The 19,877-nt window shown below is 60.2% G+C and carries 15 protein-coding genes and 2 pseudogenes; 10 read left to right on the top strand and 7 right to left on the bottom strand.

The window, feature by feature from the left end; translation table 11 throughout:
* Window positions 1-131: 131 nt before the first annotated feature.
* Window positions 132-968 carry a GNAT family N-acetyltransferase gene (locus tag ARC39_RS01755; protein WP_068109105.1) on the bottom strand — a complete coding sequence of 279 codons (837 nt, stop codon included), beginning with the start codon at window positions 966-968 and terminating at the stop codon, window positions 132-134.
* Window positions 965-1,651 (bottom strand): GntR family transcriptional regulator, encoded by a 687-nt coding sequence (locus tag ARC39_RS01750; protein ID WP_149866275.1) that lies wholly within the window; start codon window positions 1,649-1,651, stop codon window positions 965-967. The genes ARC39_RS01755 and ARC39_RS01750 overlap by 4 nt, the downstream gene beginning before the upstream one ends.
* Window positions 1,652-1,889: 238 nt before the next feature.
* On the opposite strand from ARC39_RS01750, the gene ARC39_RS01745 reads away from it, so the two are divergent.
* The 7 genes and pseudogenes from ARC39_RS01745 (at window position 1,890) to ARC39_RS01715 (ending at window position 8,915) form a co-directional block, all read left to right on the top strand.
* A complete protein-coding gene (locus ARC39_RS01745; protein WP_068109098.1) occupies window positions 1,890-2,864 on the top strand; it encodes an ABC transporter ATP-binding protein in 975 nt (324 codons plus the stop codon).
* 29 nt (window positions 2,865-2,893) lie between these two features.
* A complete protein-coding gene (locus ARC39_RS01740) occupies window positions 2,894-4,165 on the top strand; it encodes an ABC transporter substrate-binding protein (RefSeq protein ID WP_068109096.1) in 1,272 nt (423 codons plus the stop codon).
* A 56-nt stretch (window positions 4,166-4,221) separates the two neighbouring features.
* On the top strand, window positions 4,222-5,070 hold the full coding sequence (locus ARC39_RS01735) for an ABC transporter permease (RefSeq protein WP_068109093.1): 849 nt from the start codon (window positions 4,222-4,224) through the stop codon (window positions 5,068-5,070).
* A 3-nt stretch (window positions 5,071-5,073) separates the two neighbouring features.
* Window positions 5,074-5,910, top strand: coding sequence for an ABC transporter permease (locus ARC39_RS01730; RefSeq protein ID WP_068109091.1), 837 nt, complete (start codon window positions 5,074-5,076; stop codon window positions 5,908-5,910).
* Window positions 5,907-6,557, top strand: a pseudogene (locus tag ARC39_RS01725) (aspartate/glutamate racemase family protein); the annotation flags it as partial. The gene ARC39_RS01730 and the pseudogene ARC39_RS01725, both read left to right, overlap by 4 nt.
* Before the next feature lie 69 nt (window positions 6,558-6,626).
* On the top strand, window positions 6,627-7,013 hold the full coding sequence (locus ARC39_RS26070; protein WP_268874322.1) for a nuclear transport factor 2 family protein: 387 nt from the start codon (window positions 6,627-6,629) through the stop codon (window positions 7,011-7,013).
* Window positions 7,014-7,493: 480 nt separating this feature from the next.
* A complete protein-coding gene (locus ARC39_RS01715) occupies window positions 7,494-8,915 on the top strand; it encodes an arylsulfatase (RefSeq protein ID WP_201455695.1) in 1,422 nt (473 codons plus the stop codon).
* 1,114 nt (window positions 8,916-10,029) lie between these two features.
* Here ARC39_RS01715 and ARC39_RS01710 read toward each other — a convergent pair.
* Entirely contained in the window at window positions 10,030-10,986 is a 957-nt protein-coding gene (locus ARC39_RS01710; RefSeq protein WP_161470918.1) for a helix-turn-helix domain-containing protein, read from the bottom strand.
* A 900-nt stretch (window positions 10,987-11,886) separates the two neighbouring features.
* Between ARC39_RS01710 and ARC39_RS01705 the strand changes: the two are divergent.
* Window positions 11,887-12,138 (top strand): annotated as a pseudogene (locus ARC39_RS01705) (transposase); the annotation flags it as partial.
* Window positions 12,139-12,322: 184 nt separating this feature from the next.
* Here the strand turns inward: ARC39_RS01705 and ARC39_RS25765 are convergent.
* Complete coding sequence (locus tag ARC39_RS25765) at window positions 12,323-13,096, bottom strand: hypothetical protein (protein ID WP_161470917.1); 774 nt, start codon at window positions 13,094-13,096, stop codon at window positions 12,323-12,325.
* A gap of 810 nt (window positions 13,097-13,906) precedes the next feature.
* Between ARC39_RS25765 and ARC39_RS01695 the strand changes: the two genes are divergently transcribed.
* Complete coding sequence (locus ARC39_RS01695; protein ID WP_068109079.1) at window positions 13,907-15,253, top strand: efflux RND transporter periplasmic adaptor subunit; 1,347 nt, start codon at window positions 13,907-13,909, stop codon at window positions 15,251-15,253.
* Window positions 15,250-17,226 carry an ABC transporter permease gene (locus ARC39_RS01690; protein ID WP_078059015.1) on the top strand — a complete coding sequence of 659 codons (1,977 nt, stop codon included), beginning with the start codon at window positions 15,250-15,252 and terminating at the stop codon, window positions 17,224-17,226. The genes ARC39_RS01695 and ARC39_RS01690 overlap by 4 nt, the downstream gene beginning before the upstream one ends.
* 104 nt (window positions 17,227-17,330) lie before the next feature.
* Here ARC39_RS01690 and ARC39_RS25505 read toward each other — a convergent pair whose 3' ends face one another.
* From ARC39_RS25505 to ARC39_RS01680, 3 genes are all read right to left on the bottom strand, one after another.
* Window positions 17,331-17,633: a hypothetical protein gene (locus tag ARC39_RS25505; protein ID WP_149866274.1), complete on the bottom strand. Its 303-nt coding sequence runs from the start codon at window positions 17,631-17,633 to the stop codon at window positions 17,331-17,333.
* Window positions 17,634-18,373: 740 nt separating this feature from the next.
* A complete protein-coding gene (locus ARC39_RS01685; RefSeq protein ID WP_068109073.1) occupies window positions 18,374-18,844 on the bottom strand; it encodes an A24 family peptidase in 471 nt (156 codons plus the stop codon).
* Between the two features lie 7 nt (window positions 18,845-18,851).
* Window positions 18,852-19,688 carry a helix-turn-helix transcriptional regulator gene (locus ARC39_RS01680; RefSeq protein WP_149866273.1) on the bottom strand — a complete coding sequence of 279 codons (837 nt, stop codon included), beginning with the start codon at window positions 19,686-19,688 and terminating at the stop codon, window positions 18,852-18,854.
* Window positions 19,689-19,877: the final 189 nt, after the last annotated feature.

Below are 19,877 nucleotides of genomic sequence, written 5' to 3'. Positions count from 1 at the left end.
ATAATTGACGCCGGACGGACCGCCATCCGCACGCAGTCAGCTAGCCCGAAAAACGGAGATCAGGGGGGGCGTCATTTGATGAGCGCTTCTTTGGTTTCTCGTGTGGAATGCAAAGGCGCTTCCGCGCGCCGTCACCCAAGCTCCATCGTTCCGATTGCCTGCAGTAACGGAAGCGTGGTCGGCGGCGTGCCCCGGTACATCCGGGCGGTCGCAAAGGTATCGCGAAAGCCGCGTGCGACCAGTCGCTGGCGCAGGGCGTCGTTGGAGGACGGTATGTCGATCACGGCCGTTTCGGCGGGGAGAACGTCCAGGGCTGCCTGCGCGAGAGCTATCGCATCGTCTGCGCCTTCGGCGACGATGGGGCCGACCTTCACACCCTCGCGGCATCGACGGATCGTGGCATACCCGCGCGGCCCATTGGGCCCGTCCAGAACCAGTGTCTTTCTGGTCGGTGTGTCAGCCGTCCAGGCCGACAGAAACGCGGGCCGCTGGACGCCGTTGGCGGCCATGTCGAGCGCGGCGATTGCAGCCGCGTCCGTCGGGCGGATACCTCTTACCGCCGCTTCCGGCTTCGCCGTCAGCCTGCCCTCGTAGCGCACCGAGGCACCGGCACGCTCGAAGCCGGAGCGTCGGTAGTTGGCCTCCTGATCGGCAACGCCGTCGAGCCCGACGGTCCGGTTGCCCGCATGCGCCAAGGCATGTCGCCAGAGTGCGAAACCGATCCCCCGGCCGCGAAACTCGGGCCGGCAGATATAGAACCCGAGGAAGGCAAATTCGTCGCTATGGTTGACCACCGAAATCGCGGCGGCCAGCGTGCCCCCGACCTCTGCGAGCAGGAACCCTTCGGGATCGGCGGCATGGAAGGCGGCAGCGTCTTCCTCGCCAGGATTCCACCCCTCGCGCGCGGCCCACTCGAGCATTGTCTCGACATCCGCGATACCCGCCGTTCGGAACGTTGCCGCGCTCATCGCGCCAGCGCCTCTCGAAGCGAGCCGGGCGCCGAGGCAAGCTGTGTCAGGTTGAGCGAGGAAAGCAGGTCGAGAAGGTGGTTTTTCATCAATTCCTCCGCAAGGCCGCCATCCCGCGCCTCGAAAGCGGCGAGAAGCGCGTCGTGGGCGTGATTTTCACAGAGCGCCGCGCGACGTTGCCAGTAAAGCGCGATGATAAGCGACGACCGCGAGACGAGTTCGGAAATAAACGCCTCGATGGTTTCCTGTTGAGCAATCTTCGCGATCTCGATGTGGAAAGACCCCGAGAGGAACAGCGCGCGGGAATTGTCCCCTTCGTCGGTGGCGGCGTGTTCGGCCGCGATATGCGCGCGAAGCGTGTCGAAATCGGCAGGGCCGATCCGTTCGGCCGCCGACCGCGCGGTGCGCGGTTCGAGCAAGGAGCGCGCCTCGAAAATCTCCCGAGCTTCGCGAACCGTCGGCTGGGCGACAAAGGCGCCGCGGTTTCGCTTCAACTCGACAAGTCGCCGGTGGGCGAGAGCGTGCAGTGCGGAGCGGATGGTCGTACGGCTTACCCCGAAGACATCGCAGAGTTCATCCTCACCGAGCTTTGTGCCGGGAGGCAGCCGGTGTTCAAGAACCGCCCGCTCAAGATCTGCGGCAATCGCTTCGCCGGTTCCCGCCTTCACCTGCGCCAAGGTCATCCTCTGATTCCTGTCAGCCCGACCCTGCATTGGCGCCCCGTTCAAGGCAAGCGGCGCGCGCAAGCCAACCGCCGCAGCAAATCGTATACAATATTGTTGCCAAAAATTGCACACTTTGCGTCAGGCACTGCGATTAAAAGAAGCAACTCCGGATTCCGACCGCTTCGCACGTCGATACTTCTGCCCGCCGGCCGCTCGCCGGGAGATGGTGGGGAAGGCCAAGGACAGCGGGGGGCCAATGCGAACAGGGCACGATCTGGAGTTCGTCCACCTTACGAAACGTTACGGCGATACCGTTGCGGTCAACAACCTGAACCACATTATCGCGTCCGGCACCTATGTGTGCCTTCTGGGGCCTTCGGGCTGCGGCAAGTCCTCGACACTTCGAATGATCGCGGGGCACGAGAGCGTGTCGGAAGGCGCCATTCTGCTCGACAATGTGGATATCTCGGCGCTTCCCCCCGCCAAGCGCGGGACAGCGATGATGTTCCAGAACTACGCCCTGTTCCCGCATCTGAGCGTGCGCGACAACGTGGCGTTTTCGCTGAGGATGCAGGGTGTCGACAAGCCGTCGCGGCACGCACGGGCAGACGAGCTTCTCGCCCTCGTGCACATGTCCGACTATGCTGACCGGCTACCGGCGCAGCTTTCGGGCGGACAACAGCAGCGGGTGGCGCTGGCGCGCGCGCTGATCACCAAGCCCAAGGTGCTGCTGCTGGACGAGCCGCTGTCGGCGCTGGACCCGTTCCTGCGCATCAAGATGCGGGCCGAGCTGAAGCGGTTGCAGCGCGAGCTTGGCATCACCTTCATCCACGTGACCCACGGTCAGGACGAGGCGCTGGCGCTCGCCGACGAGGTGATCGTCATGAACAACGCGGTCATCGAACAAGCAGGCCCGCCGCGCGAGGTCTTCAACTCCCCGCGGACCGAGTTCGTCGCCCGGTTCATGGGCGGCCACAACGTGATCACCATCGACGGCGCCAAGGCGGCGTTGCGCGCGGATGACGTGCAATTGGGCGAAGCCGGCCGCGCGGCCACCGTGACATCGGTGGAATACCAGGGCGCAACCGTGGCGCTCACGGCAACGACGGAGCAAGGCGAAGAGGTCCTCGCCATCGTTCCCGAAGAGGATTTTTACAGAACTCCGAAGACCCCGGGTGAGCCGGTGACGCTGACCTGGGACGAGAGGCGGGTCCACCGTCTCCAAGCCTGAAGACACCAACAGGAAAGGAAGCAACGACAATGGCCAAGCCAAGAATTGGATACAGCAGACGGACCCTGCTGAAGGGCGGCGCTGCCGCGGTGGCGGCAACCACCCTTCCGGCGCCGATGATCTGGGCGCAGGACATCAAGGATGTCACGCTGCGTCAGTTCGGCACCGGGGTGTCGAACCTCAACGAGGTGGCGCAGAAGGTGAAGGAAGAACTCGGCTTCACGCTGGAGATGACCGCGCTCGATTCCGACAGCGTCACGCAGCGCGCGGCGACCCAGCCCGACAGCTTCGACATCGCCGACATCGAGTACTGGATCTGCAAGAAGGTCTGGCCGACCGGCAACCTGCAGGCGATGGATACCTCGAAGATCGCGAACTACGACAAGATCGTCGGCATCTTCAAATCGGGCAAGCTGACGCCGGAATCGGTGATCGCACAGGGCACCGCGCCGCACACCGTGGGTTTTGTCGACGGCCCCGACGGCACCAGCTTCGCCGAGAGCGAGACCGGCTGGATGACGCTGATCCCGACGATCTACAACGCCGACACGCTGGGCATCCGCCCGGACCTGATCGGCCGGCCGATCTCGAACTGGTCGGAACTGCTGAATCCCGAGTTCAAGGGCAAGGCCTCCATCCTCGACATCTCGTCGATCGGCATCATGGACATGGCGATGGTCGTCGAGTCCATGGGCGAATACACGTACCCCGACAAGGGCAACATGACCAAGGAAGAGATCGATCTGACGATTGGCATCTTCACCGAGGCTAAGAAGGCCGGCCAGTTCCGCGCCTTCTGGAAGACCTTCGACGAGTCGGTCAACCTTATGGCTTCCGGCGAGGTGGTGATCCAGTCGATGTGGTCGCCGGCGATCACCGCGGTCAAGTCACGCGGCATCCCCTGCGTCTACCAGCCGCTCGAAGAGGGCTACCGCTCCTGGGGCGGCGGCATCGGCCTGTCCAAGTCGCTCGACGGCATCGCCCTCGACGCGGCCTACGAATACATCAACTGGTACCTCTCCGGCTGGGTCGGCGGCTTCCTGATGCGTCAGGGCTACTATTCCGCCGTGCCCGAGACCTCGAAGGAGTTCATGACCGCCGACGAATGGGGCTACTGGTTCGAGGGCAAGCCGGCCGAAGGCGACATCACCAACCCGTTCGGCGACGTGCTGGCGAGCGCGGGCGATACCCGCGACGGCGGCTCTTTCTACGAGCGCATGGGCAGCGTTGCCTGCTGGAACGCGGTCATGGACGAGAACCAGTACATGGTTCGCAAGTGGAACGAGTTCATCGCCGCTTGACGACGTACGGCGGGGGGGCGGCAACGCCCCCCATCACCGATCCGCAGGGAAATCAAATGTCGCGAAACGTAATTGGCTGGCTGCAGGCGGCGCCCCTGGCAGCGGTCCTCGGGTGTTTTCTGGCCGCCCCGATCGTGATGATCGTGATCGTGAGTTTCTGGGGCGCGACGGAATACTCGATCTACCCCGCCTTCCAGTTCGACAATTACGAGTTCCTGTTCGGCTCGGCGGTCACCTACAAGGTGTTCCTGGCAACGTTCAAATATGCCGCGATCACCTGGGCGCTGACGCTGACCATCGGCTTCACGGTCGCCTATTTCCTGGCCTTCCACGTGCGGTCGCTGCAGACGCAGATCGCGCTTTTCCTGCTTTGCACGATCCCGTTCTGGACCTCCAACATCATCCGGATGATCTCGTGGATCCCGTTCCTCGGCCGCAACGGGATCGCTAACCAGACGCTGATCGACTGGGGCCTGATCGACGAGCCGTTGGAATGGCTGCTCTATTCCGATTTCTCCGTGATCCTCGCCTTCGTCCACCTCTACACGCTGTTCATGGTGGTCCCGATTTTCAACACGATGATGCGGATCGACAAGAACCTGCTGGAAGCCGCCCGGGACGCAGGCGCCAGCGGCTGGCAGACGGTCTGGCACGTGGTCCTGCCGCTGACGAAACCCGGCATCATGATCGGCACGATCTTCGTCGTGACCCTGGTCATGGGCGATTTCATCACCGTGCGATTCATGTCCGGATCGCAGCGCGCCAACGTCGGGCGGCTGATCTCCAACGACATCGGGCTTCTGCAATACCCGTCTGCTGCGGCAACGGCGGTGGTGCTGTTGCTCACCGTTCTCATGGTCATCGGCATCCTGCTGCGCTTCGTCAACATCCGGAAGGAACTCTGAGCGATGGAGAAACGTCCGGCCTCCTTCTATTTCCTCGCTGCCTTCTTCGCGCTGTTCGTGCTGTTCCTTTACGGCCCGACAGTGACCATCGGCATCCTGAGTTTTCAGGGACCGCAAGGCGGCCTCACCTTCCCGATGAATGGCGTCTCCACATACTGGTTCGCCGACCTCTTCCGCGAGCAGGCCGTGGGCGACATCTGGGGCGCCTTTGGTCGATCCTTGATGCTCGGCCTGATGGTGATGGTGACGACGGTCGCCGTCTCGGTCATGGCGGGGCTCGCCTTCCGCAAGAGGTTCCGGGGCTCCGGGCTGCTTTTCTACGGCGCCATCACCTCGCTGGTGATCCCGTCGATCCTGGTCTCGCTCGGCGTCGGTCTCATCTTCAACCAGCTCGGGCTCAAGGTGCACTGGGCGACGAGCGGTTTCGGTTCACAGTTGACCTGGACGCTGCCGTTCGGGCTGCTGATCATGTTCGCGGTCTTCAATCGGTTCGACAAATCCTTCGAGGAAGCCGCCCGCGACCAGGGCGCCACCGCCTGGCAGACGTTCCGCTACGTCGTCCTGCCGATCATCGCGCCCTCGCTCATTGGCGTCGCGCTCTTCGGCTTCACCCTCAGCTACGACGAATTCGCCCGGACCCTCCTGACCGCCGGCAGCTACAACACACTGCCGCTTGAGGTCTTCGGGATGACGACCAACGTGACCACGCCGGTCATCTACGCGCTCGGCACGCTGACGACGTTGTTCTCGTTCCTGATCATCGCGGTCTTTCTTCTCACCGTCTGGATCACCAACAAGCGCCGCGCGCGGTTCGGATCGGACGCGGGGAAAGGCGTATGACGCGGATCGCCTACATCAACCCGAACTCGACGCAGGCGATGACCGACAACATCGTCCGAGCAGCCCGGGCGGCGCTGCCGGAGGCGGAGATCCTGGGCTACACGAACACCGCCGGACCACCGGCCATCCAGGGCGAAGCCGACGGCCGCGCCTCCGTTCCAGGTGTCCTCGCCCTGATCCCGGTGGCCCTTGCCGCGGGCGCGCAGGCCATTGTCCTTGCCTGTTTCGACGACACCGGGCTTGCAGAGGCCCGCGCCGCCGCGCGCTGCCCGGTGCTCGGTGTCGGGCAGGCGTCCTACCTCATGGCCGCCACGCTCGGGCGGCGATTCTCGGTCGTTACCTCGCTGCCGGTTTCGGTGCCGGTGATCGAGGGCAATATCCGTGCGCAGGGGTTCGCGGGCGATTGCGCGTCGGTCCGGGCAAGCGGTCTGCCGGTGTTGGACATCGACAGCGGCGCGGAACCCGTCCGCGCCCGCCTCGCGGAGGAAATCCTTGCCGCGCTGGCAACAGACGGGGCGGAGGCAATCGTTCTGGGCTGCGCCGGAATGGCCGCACTGGCACCCGACCTGACAGCGCGCACGGGCGCCACGCTGATCGACGGCGTCGCAGCCTCCGCACAGCTCGCCCGGGCCGCGATCGGCTTCGCCGCGACCGCGCCTTCAGGAAATGGTCAGGGGAGCAAGCCCACGGCCTCGCCGACCGACGCCGCAAAACGGGTGGTCGAGACCTACCTCGAACTCTCGATGGTCCCCGACCCGGAAGGCGCCGCGGAATACGTTGCCCCGGACCTGACACTGATCTTCACCGGTGGCCGCCGGTTCTCCTCTCCCGCCGAAAGCGCGGCGTTCAACGCCAAACGCTACAAGTGGGTCAGGAAGCGGTTCCTGCGCACCGACGCGATCCTCGACACGCCAACCGGCGAGGTTCGGGTCTACAACACCGGCCATCTCTACGGCGAGTGGCCCGACGGCACGCCCTTCGAGTCAAACCGCTACATCGACATCTTCACCGTGAAGGATGGGCGCATTACCGAAACCCAGGTGTGGAACGACAGCGCTGAGTTACTGCTTTGCCGCGCCGATCTGGCCGAGGCACCGCTTTGAGGAAGCCAACTCGCGGTTGATCGCACACGGAGGCCAGTGAATTGGGCCGGCCATCGTTGCGAGGGGCAAACTGGCCTCAAATTCGCTCCGGAGAACTCCCGGTCTGATGGCATCGCCCATGGCCTTTGGAGCGGTGCCGGTATTCCACTACTTGCGAAAAACCCGCCGATCCAAGCGCGGCCGCTTCACGGCTCCAAGCCGATAAACGGCGGTGCAAGGCGGCGCCCCATGCCGCGGTCGCGCGAACGTCTGCTCCCCGTCCATGTTCAAGGATGCCGTGGTTGCGATGGGCTTTTTGAACGGCATCCGGGCAACCTGGTCCTCCGATCGATTACCCCAGCGCTCCCTCAGCATGAATCGATGAATACCGGCACGCACCAAGCTGGTCGCCGGGTCCGAATGGCACCGCCTGAATCTGCGTTTTACAGAAGCCGGCCAACGGCAGTACCATCCCGAATGATTAATCGAGGGAGGGATGCAATGCGTAGTTCAATGCTATTGGCGACCGTGTTTCTGACGTTGGTCTGTTCATCCGCACGGGCGCAGGAGGAGAGGCCGAACATCGTCTACTTCCTCGTCGACAACCTCGGTTTTGGCGAGCTTGGGTCCTACGGGGGCGGGGTGTTGCGCGGCGCCGAGACCGTGCGGCTGGACGCACTTGCCGAAGAAGGCCTGAAACTGCTGAATTTCGCGCCCGAGACCCAGTGCACTCCGTCGCGTTCCGCCCTGATGACAGGGCGCTATTCCATCCGGTCGGGCAATCAGACCGTTGCGCTGGCGGGCAGCCAAGGCGGCCTCGTCACATGGGAACGAACGCTTGCGGAAGTGCTGTCCGACATCGGATATGCCACCTCCATCGTCGGCAAATGGCATATCGGCGCCTCCGAAGGACGCTGGCCAACCGATCAGGGCTTCGACGAATGGATCGGCATCGCGCACAGCTATGACGAAGCCTTCTGGGCCGATGATCCCTGGCACGACCCCGAGCGGGACCCGGTGGCCTATGTCATGGAGTCGAAGCGCGGCGAGCCGCCCCAGAACATCGAGGAACTGACGGTTCCGGTGAAACTCAGCCTCGACCGCGAGTATCTCGACCGCTCGAAGGATTTCATCGATCGCAGCCTCGACGCGGAGAAGCCGTTCTTCCTCTATTTCAACCACACGCTCATGCACCTGCCGGTCGCGCCGAGACCGGAGTTCAGGGGCAAGACGGGGCACGGCGACTGGGCCGACAGCCTTGCCCAGCTCGATGCCGATTTCGCCGAACTCATGGCGTTCCTCGACGAGCGGGGGCTGCGCGAGAACACCATCGTCGTCTTCTCCGGAGACAACGGCCCCGAGGAACTGGAGCCGGATCGCGGCCATCCGGGTTTCTGGAACGGCACCTACTTCACCGGCATGGAAGGTTCGCTCCGGACGCCGGCAATGATCCGTTACCCCGGTGTCGTGCCGGAAGGACGTCAGTCGAACGAAATCGTCCATATCACCGACATGTTCACCACCCTTGCGCTCTGGGCGGGCGCAGAAGTGCCGCAGGACCGCATCATTGATGGGGTGGATCAGCGGGAGTTCTTCGAAGGCGCCACAGACGCCTCGGCGCGGGACGGCTTCCCCTACTGGATGGGCGACAAGATGTACGGCGTGAAATGGCGCAACTTCAAGGTCGTCCTGGTTCTGCAACGGACGTTCACCGACCCTGCGCTCGAACTCGCCACACCGCACATCATCAACCTCGACGTTGATCCGCAGGAGCGGGAGCCATTCAACTACCCCCACCTCCATTCCTGGGTCATCGCCCATGCCGCGCGTATTGCGGCCGATTTCAAGACGAGTCTGGCGCAGGAAGAACCCGTGCCGGTCGGAGCGCCTCTCGATTTCGTACCTATGTCGGGACAGGAATAAGGCGTCAGAACCGCCGCGCGGCACGGTCGTGAAATGGCCCCTTTCTCCCCTTCCCCACTGTGATCGTGAACACCCGCTTCCAGCCAGCGGGGGATGCCACCTGCGAAGTGCTGATATTCGGCGCGCGGCCACCATGCGCGGCAAGCGCATCCCGCATCCGCCGGTGGCACGCCTTCCCCGCGCGGTTACGCGAACCTTCACCCGAAACCGCGGACGCAGGCGACACCACAGCCCCGACAGGTGCGATCACATGCAGAAACTCGCCCAACGCCGCCACATCCGCACCTGCGGAAGAACACCAAGTCGAACATGCCCCGAGATTCGTCCTTCCCGCCTGGGAGGACACCTGCTTCAACCCCACAACCGGAAGGATTCAATTCGCGTGCCTGTCACATCCCGCCCGGACCAACACGGCCAGTTATCGAGCAATACGGAAACGGTGCGATCCGGGCGCAGGTCGGGCACCCAATCGGCGCTCTTATATCTCGCTCCAGCTGCTCGCAATCTAGCCCCAACATTCAGCGTTGGTCTGGCCGGGTCGAGGCGACGTGCCTATGGCTGGTTGGTCCGAGCGTCTTCGTCCGATCAAGGAGCCGATCGGGAGACGCGCTTGGCGATGCACGCACTACGGCGCGGCTACCGGACCGGCATTCGAGAACTGGGGGCCGGATCCCTGTGAAGGCATGATCGACCATTCAAGACGTGGAATGGTCGCCAGATATGACAAATCGGAAATGTGGGAAGCTCGACAGAAGCTTCAGGAACACAGGATGAGTTGGTTAATGGAGAGCGTCTCGGTGGTGCCTTTGCCCATGCCCGTGTTTGGATCAGCGTGAAAAACCAAATCTACATCAATACCGAAGTCGCATACTCAATGCCCGCTTCAACTGGTAGCTCGATCCCATCCATCGGCTGATCGCAACGCCGGGAGTACTGCCGCAGCCGCCATTTGAAACCACTCTCTAGGTACTAGGGTCGGCCTCCTGCGCAGGGCCGACATCGGGTACATGTCGACGTCAGTCCGCTTTTGTTTGAAATACTCCAAACACCAACCTGCGCAGAACCACCTTCGTCCGGGCGAAATGGACCCTTTGTCCTTCCTGGCCTTCGAACATCAACTGTCTGCACCAAAGCGATCCGAATAAGCCCGCTGAACTTTCGGACTGCGACGGCCAAATATTGATCTAGAGACCGCATGTCCCGGCAGCATCCAAGTTTGGAATCCCTCATGGATCTGATGGGTGCCGAGACAGTGCATTCCGAGGTCGCGGCAAACCTGCAGACCCATGGGCGAAACCGAATACGTGCCTATACCATGCACAAAAATCTCGCGATCGATCAGGTTTTCGAGGAAGGCCACAAAGGACCTCAGAAGCAGGGGAGACGCTGCCTCGTGACCTCGTCTGATAATCAGAGCGGGGCAGTACCCAAAATAGGTGCCGGGTAGGAGCGGGCGGCGAAAGCTCTGAATCGTGAAATCGGATTCCACCAAGCGGCCGTCGCGGAATGCAGTTTCGTCTTCCGAAAAAACGAAAGGCAATGCCCACTTGGCGACAAACTCGCCCTTGTGCAGAACACCACACCAGTTTTCGACCTGGGTAGCGTAGAACTCGTGAAAGGCATCACCGCCCGGCTCGAAGTCTGACGGCAATCCGACGAATTCGTCCTCGGCGAAACGAAGTGATGCTTCTGCTGCACGCGCCCAGGACCCACCGAAATGCCGGCTCAATGACTCAAGGTCGAGCACCTGGTACACAGGTGTATCTTGCCTTACACCACGGCTTTCCCAGTCTTCCCTACAGGCAACGATCTCATCCCGGCTCCAACCAAGTTTTTCCTCCAGGCGGTGTTCCAAGTCGCCACGCACGAACGACAGCGAGCGTTCGTACTTGCTAATTGCATCAACGCTTAGATCCAGCAAAAGCGCCAAGTCCTCCTGCGTCATCCGCCCATGCATGCCGTTGCTGGCGCGATAGCTGCGCAGTTTCTCGGCGAAGAGGGACGGACGGCCGGTCATGTAGCTTGAGAGACTGCTGAATTCATGGCGAACAGCATGCCAGAAATCCGGCACCCACCAAAGCGACTTACGGATTGCTTACGGGCTTGGACGGATCAAGTCCGTGGCGATGTGTCTCCAGAAGCCTCAGGTTTCTTGCGAATAACGAGAAAGGACTTGGAAATGACCCGTCGAATTCCGCTTTTGCCTGGTGCGCTCGATGCGATCTTCTTCGGATACACGTCTGACAATGACATACACCGAAGCCGTGCCTCCGATACGTGGCACTCGCAACGAAATCGGCGCATAGAGAGAGTATCACCAATGCGTCGTCGTGACATCTCCAGCAAGTTGGACGACTAAGAGCACTCAATCAATGTCGCCACGACAGCGGACATCAGGCGATGCGAGTCCTATGACCGCTAGGCCGACAATCCCGCCGTTTGAGTCCGGTTCCGGAGGATGATGGGTGAATCCAGAGCCCGCTTCACCGGATCTTACGATGTTTGAATTGGGGATGTGCGTGTGTTCATGGGCGGGCGGTTTCCGTCGCAATGGGCACAGAGATTGGACCCGCCCCCCTCGCCTAGTGATGCCGGACAAGATGGTCGGGTTCCTTTTTCACCTATTCTGGACACCCATGATGCTCTACCCCGACCCCGAACCTGTCCGCGACACAGCGCAGCGCATGTCCCACGAGCATGTCGTGCTCATGGGACAACCTGTCGAACGTTGACCGATGCATACCGATGGGTTCCTGCCAGCCAGGACCATTTTTTATGCCGGATTCGCAGCCCAGCCGTTCGCGTATCCTGTCGGCCTTCGGTGCCGCCCTGTCGCCCGCGTCTTCGCGCTGAGACGGGTAGGCCAGACACTGGCAATGACGGCACACGAAGATCCGACCGTCGTAGGGCACCGCAAATGCAGTCCGCAGTTCTGAGCGGGGCACAGGAACCAATGCCGCGCTCCCGTGTCAGACAGGTTGCCCGCGACATCGCCGAGACCAGGCAGTACGAGGTCTCGATGAAGCTCTGCAAGAAAGTCGAAATGCTTTTAGCACACCTCAAACGCATTCCCGGGCTCCGTCGCCTTCGATTGCGGGGACCCTGCGGCGCCAACGATGAATTCCTGCTCGCAGCAACCGCCCAGAACCTCCGCATACTGGCAAAGATCTTTCCCGCGCCGCAGAAAGCGCGAAGCGCGCGAAAGAAAAGACGCTTGCCCTGAATACCTAGGGCATTCCAGTGCATTTGCAGCGGCGAGTCTTTCACCGAAATTTTGTCGGTTTGGCCATTAAGGGCACTGCAGAATGCAGTGCGGACGTTCGATTCGACTGTAGCGCAGCTTTGGACGTTGAAGTCCTGATAGCAAACGCAAGATGCCTTTTTCACTTAATTGGTTTTGCTCAACGCTAGAATCTTGTGTGTCCATTATCCTTGGATCTGTCCCTGCCCTTACCCCTATCCTTATCGTCGTCCTTTTCCCTATCCCTATCCTTGTCGTCGTCCCTATCCTTATCGTCGTCCTTATCCCTATCCTCGTCGTCGTCCCTATCCTTATCGTCGTCCTTATCCCTATCCTCGTCGTCGTCCCTATCCTTATCGTCGTCCTTATCGTCGTCCTTATCCCTATCCTTGTCCTTATCCTTGTCCTTGTCCTTGCCCCTGCCCTTGGAACGATCGTCATCCGTATCACTTTTTCGACCCCTGCCATTCGGCTGATCCACGGAGTGCGCCGCCGACGTTGACGGGCCTGTCTGCCTCAGGGATTCGCTGGAGCCTGCCACCGGCGCTACCGCGCCTGGGCTCCCCGTAGGATCGCTAGCAATTGGTGCGGTCTCGGAAATGGGTGTCGGGCGTGTCGGAATCGACGACGTATCGGGAACCGGATCGATATTGGAGATCGCCTCGCTCAGCTGTGCCGTCAAGCCGCCGTCCGAACGGTCAGTGTTTCCGACGGCGCAAGACTGTCGCGACCGCGAAAGAAATTGGTTAAGCACCTTGGCAAGTTCATCATTTCTCTGCAGCGCCCAAGGTTGAGACCTGATGTACTTGCGCACATCGCATTCGTCTTCCGAGTCAATTCGGTAGTCGAGCGCCCTCAGAAACTCGAACTCAGACACTCGACGTGAAGTCTGTGTGCACCCCACCAAGGCGACCAACGAAGCCATGACAAGCAGTCGCATTCCCCCCCCTTTAACACAACCTCGGCGGGTTTGACTGATTTTGGCAGGATTTCAGTCGAAGCACCGCGAACCGAATTTGACTGCAGACACTACATTTTTTTACCGGATCCAACAATCCCCGCGAGTGGTCTCGGTGCCATCCACAACCGCAGGATGCTCTACATGCGCTCCGGCTGCTTCGTTCTCTGGACTGAACTTGGTCTAGGCCGCCGCGAACGTCCGGTTCTGGTCTGCCACGCCGAATGCCATATCCTCAGAACTCTGGATCTCGCGCTCGCGGCGAAGTTTCGGATGGTCGGCGATCTTGCCGTTGACGGACTCGTCGGTGGTGCCGGCGCACTCCAAGGACCAACTGTTCCGCTAACCGCGCACAGCCGATTTCCTCAGGCCTCGTTCGCCCCGCAAATGCAACGTTCTTCTTGAGATGCGCGACCCGCCCTTTGCGGTCGCTCACAAGGATATCATAACGCTGCGGTGTGGCTCGCAAATTCGACCGTTGGCTATTGGTGCACGGTCGCATCACAAGCCCGTGCCGACATCGGGCACGTGGCACTTGCGACATCGGACCAACGAGAAAATCGGCTTGCGGCCAACCGTTTGCATCGAGGTTGCCACCCAAAAAATGCATACGGACGCGTAGGATGCAGTGGGTCTTGGGACGTTTGAGTAGTTTGAACGCTGATGTTGCGCTAATGTGAATGACGGGGAGGAAATTCGCATAATGTCTGATGCGTCGATCCATGTTGGCGGTGCGCTGACGCTCCTCGGGAGCCCGTCTGCCCGATATGTGCCGGAACCCGGTGGCTTGGCGTGAAACGCTTTGCTGTGACGATATCGCTTCTGTTGATCGGTGCCGCCATCTTAACACTGACAGAAGTCTCTGGGGCGGGTTCTCGGGGTGAATCCGAAACTTGGTTGTACGACGAGGCAGAGCGCGGCGACGTCGTTATGATTGTGTCCGCTGTAGGATCGTTTCGACCGATCGGAATGGTTGCTGTGGGATCGCAAGTTTCTGGCCAAGTTGATGAGGTACTTGTAGATTTCAATGACTCGGTCTCTCGTGGCCAAACATTGGCTCGGCTGGACGACAGAATCCTAACTGCAAATCTCAACGAAGTTTCCGCGGCTCGCGACGTTGCTGCAGCAGCGGCCTCCATGGCAGAAGCCGCTTCATCACGTGCAGAATCCGAGGTTGCGACCGCGCGCGTCAACCAGAGAATTGCTCTGGCGGAAGCTCAGGCTCGTAACGCATCGCACGAAGAAGCAAGCCGACATGTCGAACGGATGCGAGCACTTGCGAAACGAAACCTGATCTCCCCAATCGATCTGGATCGTGTGGAAATTGAATTCCTGAACTCGGCCGCTGCGGTCAGGGTCGCCGAGCTGAAAAGCGAGGCGGCCCGGATTTCAATTGATGCGGCAGAAGCAAACCTACGTGTTGCAAGGGCACAAGAACACAATTCAATCTCAGTCGTTGCGCAGCGAGAAGCAGCCGTTCGGCGCGCAGAGATAGAACTGGATCGAGCGACGATCCGATCTCCGATTGACGGACTTGTTGTTGGCAAGAGCGTCGAGACCGGGCGCACCGTCTCAACGAGTTTGGAAGCACCGACGCTCTTCACGATTGCCGAGGACCTTCGGCAAATGAACTTGCATGTGGAGATCGACGAGGCCGACATCGCGCGGATTTCTGTTGGCCAGACGGCGTACATCTCGGTTGATGCAGCGCCGGATACTACGTTTTACGGGGAGGTTCGGCAGATTCGGCGACTGGCAGATTCCTCCCAAGGCGTCGTTACATATACGGTGGTTCTGTATGTCGAAAACCCTGATCTCATCCTGCTTCCGGGCATGACCTCCATTGTGAGCATCGTTACGGCGGAGTCTTTGGACGTCGTGAAGGTGCCAAACGCGGCACTCCGTTTCAGCCCCATCAATGTGCAAGAACCGACCCCACCGGATGAGGACGGATGGCAGTTTGTCTGGGGCGTTGATGCTAACGGTTCCGCCGCGCCTATAGCCGTGAAGACTGGGATTTCAGATGATTTCGCGACGGAGATAGTCGAAGGCAGTATTGAGCCTGGACGGGATCTCATCGTTGGTAGTCGCCTTATCAAAGAACGGCGCGGTCTTTTCGGACTTCGGTTCGGACTATGATGTCGCCGCCAATCCTACGGCTCTCAGGCGTTGTGCGAACCCATAGTGTTGGATCGGATACCATCCGATCGCTAGACGGAATCGACCTCGAAGTGAGCGCAGGTGATTATCTCGCGATAGTTGGGCGCTCGGGGTCCGGTAAAACATCATTGCTTAACATGTTGGGTTTGCTCGATGTGCCAACAGACGGGCAGATCTTTCTTCATGGAAAAGAAGTTACGGACATTCGTCCGGACGAACGGGCTGCCCTTCGGAACAGACACGTGGGATTCATCTTTCAATCGTTCAATTTACTTTCACGTGTTGACGCACTGGACAATGTTCAAGCGCCGTTGATGTATCGCGGAATTCCATCGAAGACGCGACGTGATCTGGCAAGAAGGGCACTGGACGACGTTGGTTTGTCGGAACGCTTGCACCATACGGCGCGGCAGCTATCCGGGGGCGAACAGCAGCGGGTCGCGATTGCTCGCGCCCTTGTTGGCCAGCCTGACTTGTTGCTCGCGGACGAACCTACGGGGGCACTCGATACCGCGACGGCGGCAGTGATCATGGACACACTCGACCGCCTTCACAAGGCGGGGAAGACAATCATTCTTGTGACTCACGACCAAGAAGTTGCCGCACATGCCAGTCGGGTCGTGGAAATGCGGGACGGCAGCATCATCAAAGACACCTCAAATAAAAGTGCATTGATGCTGCGAGATCCACCAGTTCCAGCCGGTTCGAGCGCAAACAGGGAAAGCGTCGTCGGTCCGGGCCTTTGGGCCTGTGTGCGAATGGCACTCGAATCGTTCAAAGCATCGCCGCTTCGCAGTGCATTGACAGTTCTTGGGGTTGTCATCGGTGTCGCCGCTGTCATCACCATGATTTCCGTTGGGCGCGGCGCCCAAGAACAGGTCGAGATGCAGATCAACAGCCTCGGCGCGAATCTCTTGCTGGTGGAATCCGGACTTCGTGACAATGCGGCCCCAGGAGAGCGGCCGGTAAAGCTGACGGAAGATGACGCCAGGGCGATTTCTGTCGAGATCCCCGGCGTCGATGTCTCTGCGCCCACTGTTTCGGGCACGCTTTCCGCCAGTTTTGGCAACCAACGGCGGGCGACATCGCTTGCAGGCATTACGCATGAATACCTGATTGCGCGCGAATGGGAGGTCGTCTCGGGTCGAAGCTTTGTGGAGGCCGAGATGGCGTCACCCGAAAAGGTGGCATTGATCGGCGCAACCCTTGCCGAGGAACTCTTGCCCGATCGCAATCCGGTGGGTGAGGTCATACGCCTGAATGACACCCCGGTCCGGATCATCGGGTTGCTTGAACGCAAGGGGCAAAGCCCCAACGGAATCGATCAGGACAATATCGTGCTGGTTCCGATGACAACCGCCAAATTACGCCTCCTTGGAGCCAAAGGCCCGGGAGAGCGCAAAGCCATCCGGTATGCGCTCGTAAAGGTCCAGTCTGATGATCTGCTGGAACCCGTGTCGGAACAGATCGCCGCCTTGCTAAAAGCACGCAACCGACGCCATTCCGCGCATTATGACGTTACAAGCCTTGGCTCAATCTTCGCGGCCAAAGAGGAAACGTCCAGATCCCTCACGATATTGTTGGCGGCCGTCGCATCTGTCTCTCTTGCTGTGGGCGGAATCAGCATCATGAACATCATGCTGGTTTCGGTCACCGAGCGAACCCGGGAAATCGGGCTAAGGTTGGCCCTTGGCGCAAGACCACGTGATATCCGTCGGCAGTTCCTCGTGGAATCCGCGACCCTGTCGGTATTCGGCGGCGTAATCGGACTTGTGCTGGGATTGGCGCTTGCCTCTGGAATCGGTGTGATCGCCGGCTGGCCGATTATCGTCGAACCCGCGGCGGTCGCGCTCGCCGCCGGTTTTTCTGCCGCGGTTGGGCTGGTCTTTGGCTACTTGCCGGCGCGGCGTGCTGCATCTCTCGATCCAATCGCCGCATTGCGGATCGAATAGCGAACACCAATGCGCCCACCTCAAAAGATCGAGATGGGCGCTTGCGTGCTTCTGTCAATTTCCCGGGTGCCTAAACGGTTTCCCGAGATCCCGTGGTTGGCCTACTACGGCGCCGGCTTCGGCTTGTAGCATTTTATTCTAGGCGGCTTACCAATGGAAATCGGCCCAGAGCCTCCCGGATCGACATCACAGTAATTATCTTCTCCGCGCCTCAGTTTAACGTTCTTGATGCATTTAAGGCCATCTTTGGTCCGAAGAAGAACCTCTGCATCGTTTCCGCCACCATTGTTGCCACACTTGGTGGTCGCGAGCGTGAGGGGGTCTTGCCCGACGGCGTTACCTTCGGCGAATACGAAGCCCGTGGATGCAAGCAGGGCAGCAGCGGCGATGGATGCAAGAATTTTCATGTGTGTGTCCTCCCAACAGTTTACTAGTCGCACGGGACCTGCGGTGTTCTGAACCAAGCAGCCCCGCATTTTGGGGCGTACCGGCGCCTAGTTGCCCCTACGTCACATCCTATCACAAAGTTGCAAGAATCGCTTCAATGATCTGCATGCATAGAAATTGTTTCACAATTGCCACTACTTGCTTAATTTTTAGTCACTAAATTAATGGGTGCGCAGTGCCCTGGAGGGCTACCTGCCTCGGGGTTGAGTTCGAATCGCCCGATTCCTCCTGCGAGTCGACAAACCTGCCCAATCCTTGCAGCCCCCCCCAAAGGGCAATGCGTGCGGCCGAGTTGATCCGTGCGATGACTTGCGATGCTCGTGCCATGAAACATATCGCGGCCGCAGATTACCCGTATCGGACCAAGCGCGAGACGCGCGCAACGCGAAGGAACCTGTACGAAGAGGAACTATTAGCCCTGTGCGTCGGAGGGCCCGTACTGACTCAATCGATAGCAAGGTGAAGGCTTCGGAACGCCGGATTCCGGGGCGGTAGCGGCCAACGCACCCCTGGCGCCCACGAGCGAACGCTGATGAGGATCGGTTCGTGGCGTAGGTGACCAGATTGCTCGGAATATACGAGAGCTACGGCTACCGGTGTCTTGCCTTGCCGATGTGAGAGAGCGGGTTGGCGACCTCACTGACGGTGGGAGCGAACGGCCGCGGCGGCGAGAGGGGCGTTGGGGGGCGTCGCGAACCGCCTAGTACAACAGTTGCGACGCGATTACAGGGTGAAGCAGCCCAGCCAGGCCTATTGAGACGCCCATCGGGAACATGCCCCGTGCGCGCAGGCCTACCCATGTCGAGCGCGCGGCTCCGGGTGCGAGACGAAGGCTGAGCACAAGACCAAGCCCGACGAGGAGTGTCGCTGAGAAGAGCAACGCGAATTCAGCCCACGTGCCCGGCGGTACGAGCAAAAGTAAAGCGCTCAGGACTTTCGCGTCGCCACCGCCAAGAAAACCCAGCGCGAACGCAACGAAGCCGACGACAAGGACACCTGCTGCTACGCCCGCCCGTGCGCCGACGGATGCAACAGGCAAAAACGGGACGCACACAAGAAACGCGACAGCCAAGCCTATTACGAGCCAGTTCGGTATACGCATGTACCGCAAGTCGCTATAGGCCATCCAGGCAAGCAATGGTGCGGACAGGATGAGGGGCAATAGTTCCATTTTCGGCCTACGCAGTCTTCGAAATCGGTTCAGACGCAGGCGCGCCCGGAGTCCGCAGCAACAGGTACAGCAGTTCTGGCAGGTTTTCCGTCGCTGTCTTTGAGTAGATGTTTCGCAGATGCGTTCGCAGCGTGGATTGTGCGATCGAAAGCTCGTCGCATACCGCTGTCAATTGAGCGCCCCGGCTGAGAAGCAGGCAAACCCGGTACTCGGCCCGGCTGAAGCTCGCTGGATTGTGGTGTCCAAGCAGATCATCGGCCCACGCCGTCTTTGGATCACGCTCATCGCTGTCCAACACACCGGAGACGAAAATCCCTTCTGATCGGTTGCGCCATGCCTCACTCAGCGTCTGCGCCAGCGCGTTCAGAACGGCATGCTGGCCCGGAACAAGAGGCTCGGGGAAGTGCATCTCAAGAAAGTCCAGGGATTTCTGGTCGGTAGCCAACGGCACAATGGCGAGTTCCCGCAGTGTCCGACGAGAATGGAATAGTTCCAACGCAGGATCGGCTACCACTTCGACCGCGGACCGCAGCCAGACCGATCCGGGCCGCGCGCTTGGCATGAAGTCTCCGAGAATAGAAGTGGCGAAGGATCTCGTGAGACGGGGCAGCGACGAGGATTGCGAAAGTCCATCGTATGCCAACACCCGAACGGATCCGCCCGGTCCCGGGCGCGCGCGGGAAACCGCCAGCGCTTCGGCTCCAAGCCCGGCGCCAATGGATCGGAGCGCCGTTGATACGACTTCGTCTCCATTGACGCATTGACACCAGCGGTAGACCGCGTCGATCAACGACATTGCGCAGCCAATCCCGTCTGGCCGGTTCCTCCCCCCGAACGTCGACATTTAATACTCCAGACACAACAAAAAAACCGATACGCCTGCCCGGACGTGGAGTTTGTCTGAATGTGTTAACTGCCTCGAAATCCAGTTAATTTAACGTTAATGAATATGTCAAATTTTTGACACCGCAACAGTCTGTTCTGGCAATCATTCTTAAGAATTGGGTCAATTGATATGTATGTCGAAACAGTT

It is taken from the genome of Tropicimonas marinistellae, assembly GCF_001509585.1.
Classification (GTDB): domain Bacteria; phylum Pseudomonadota; class Alphaproteobacteria; order Rhodobacterales; family Rhodobacteraceae; genus Tropicimonas; species Tropicimonas marinistellae.
The sequence above is the reverse complement of the archived record's forward strand: the minus strand, read 5'-3'. Positions and strand labels throughout refer to the sequence as shown.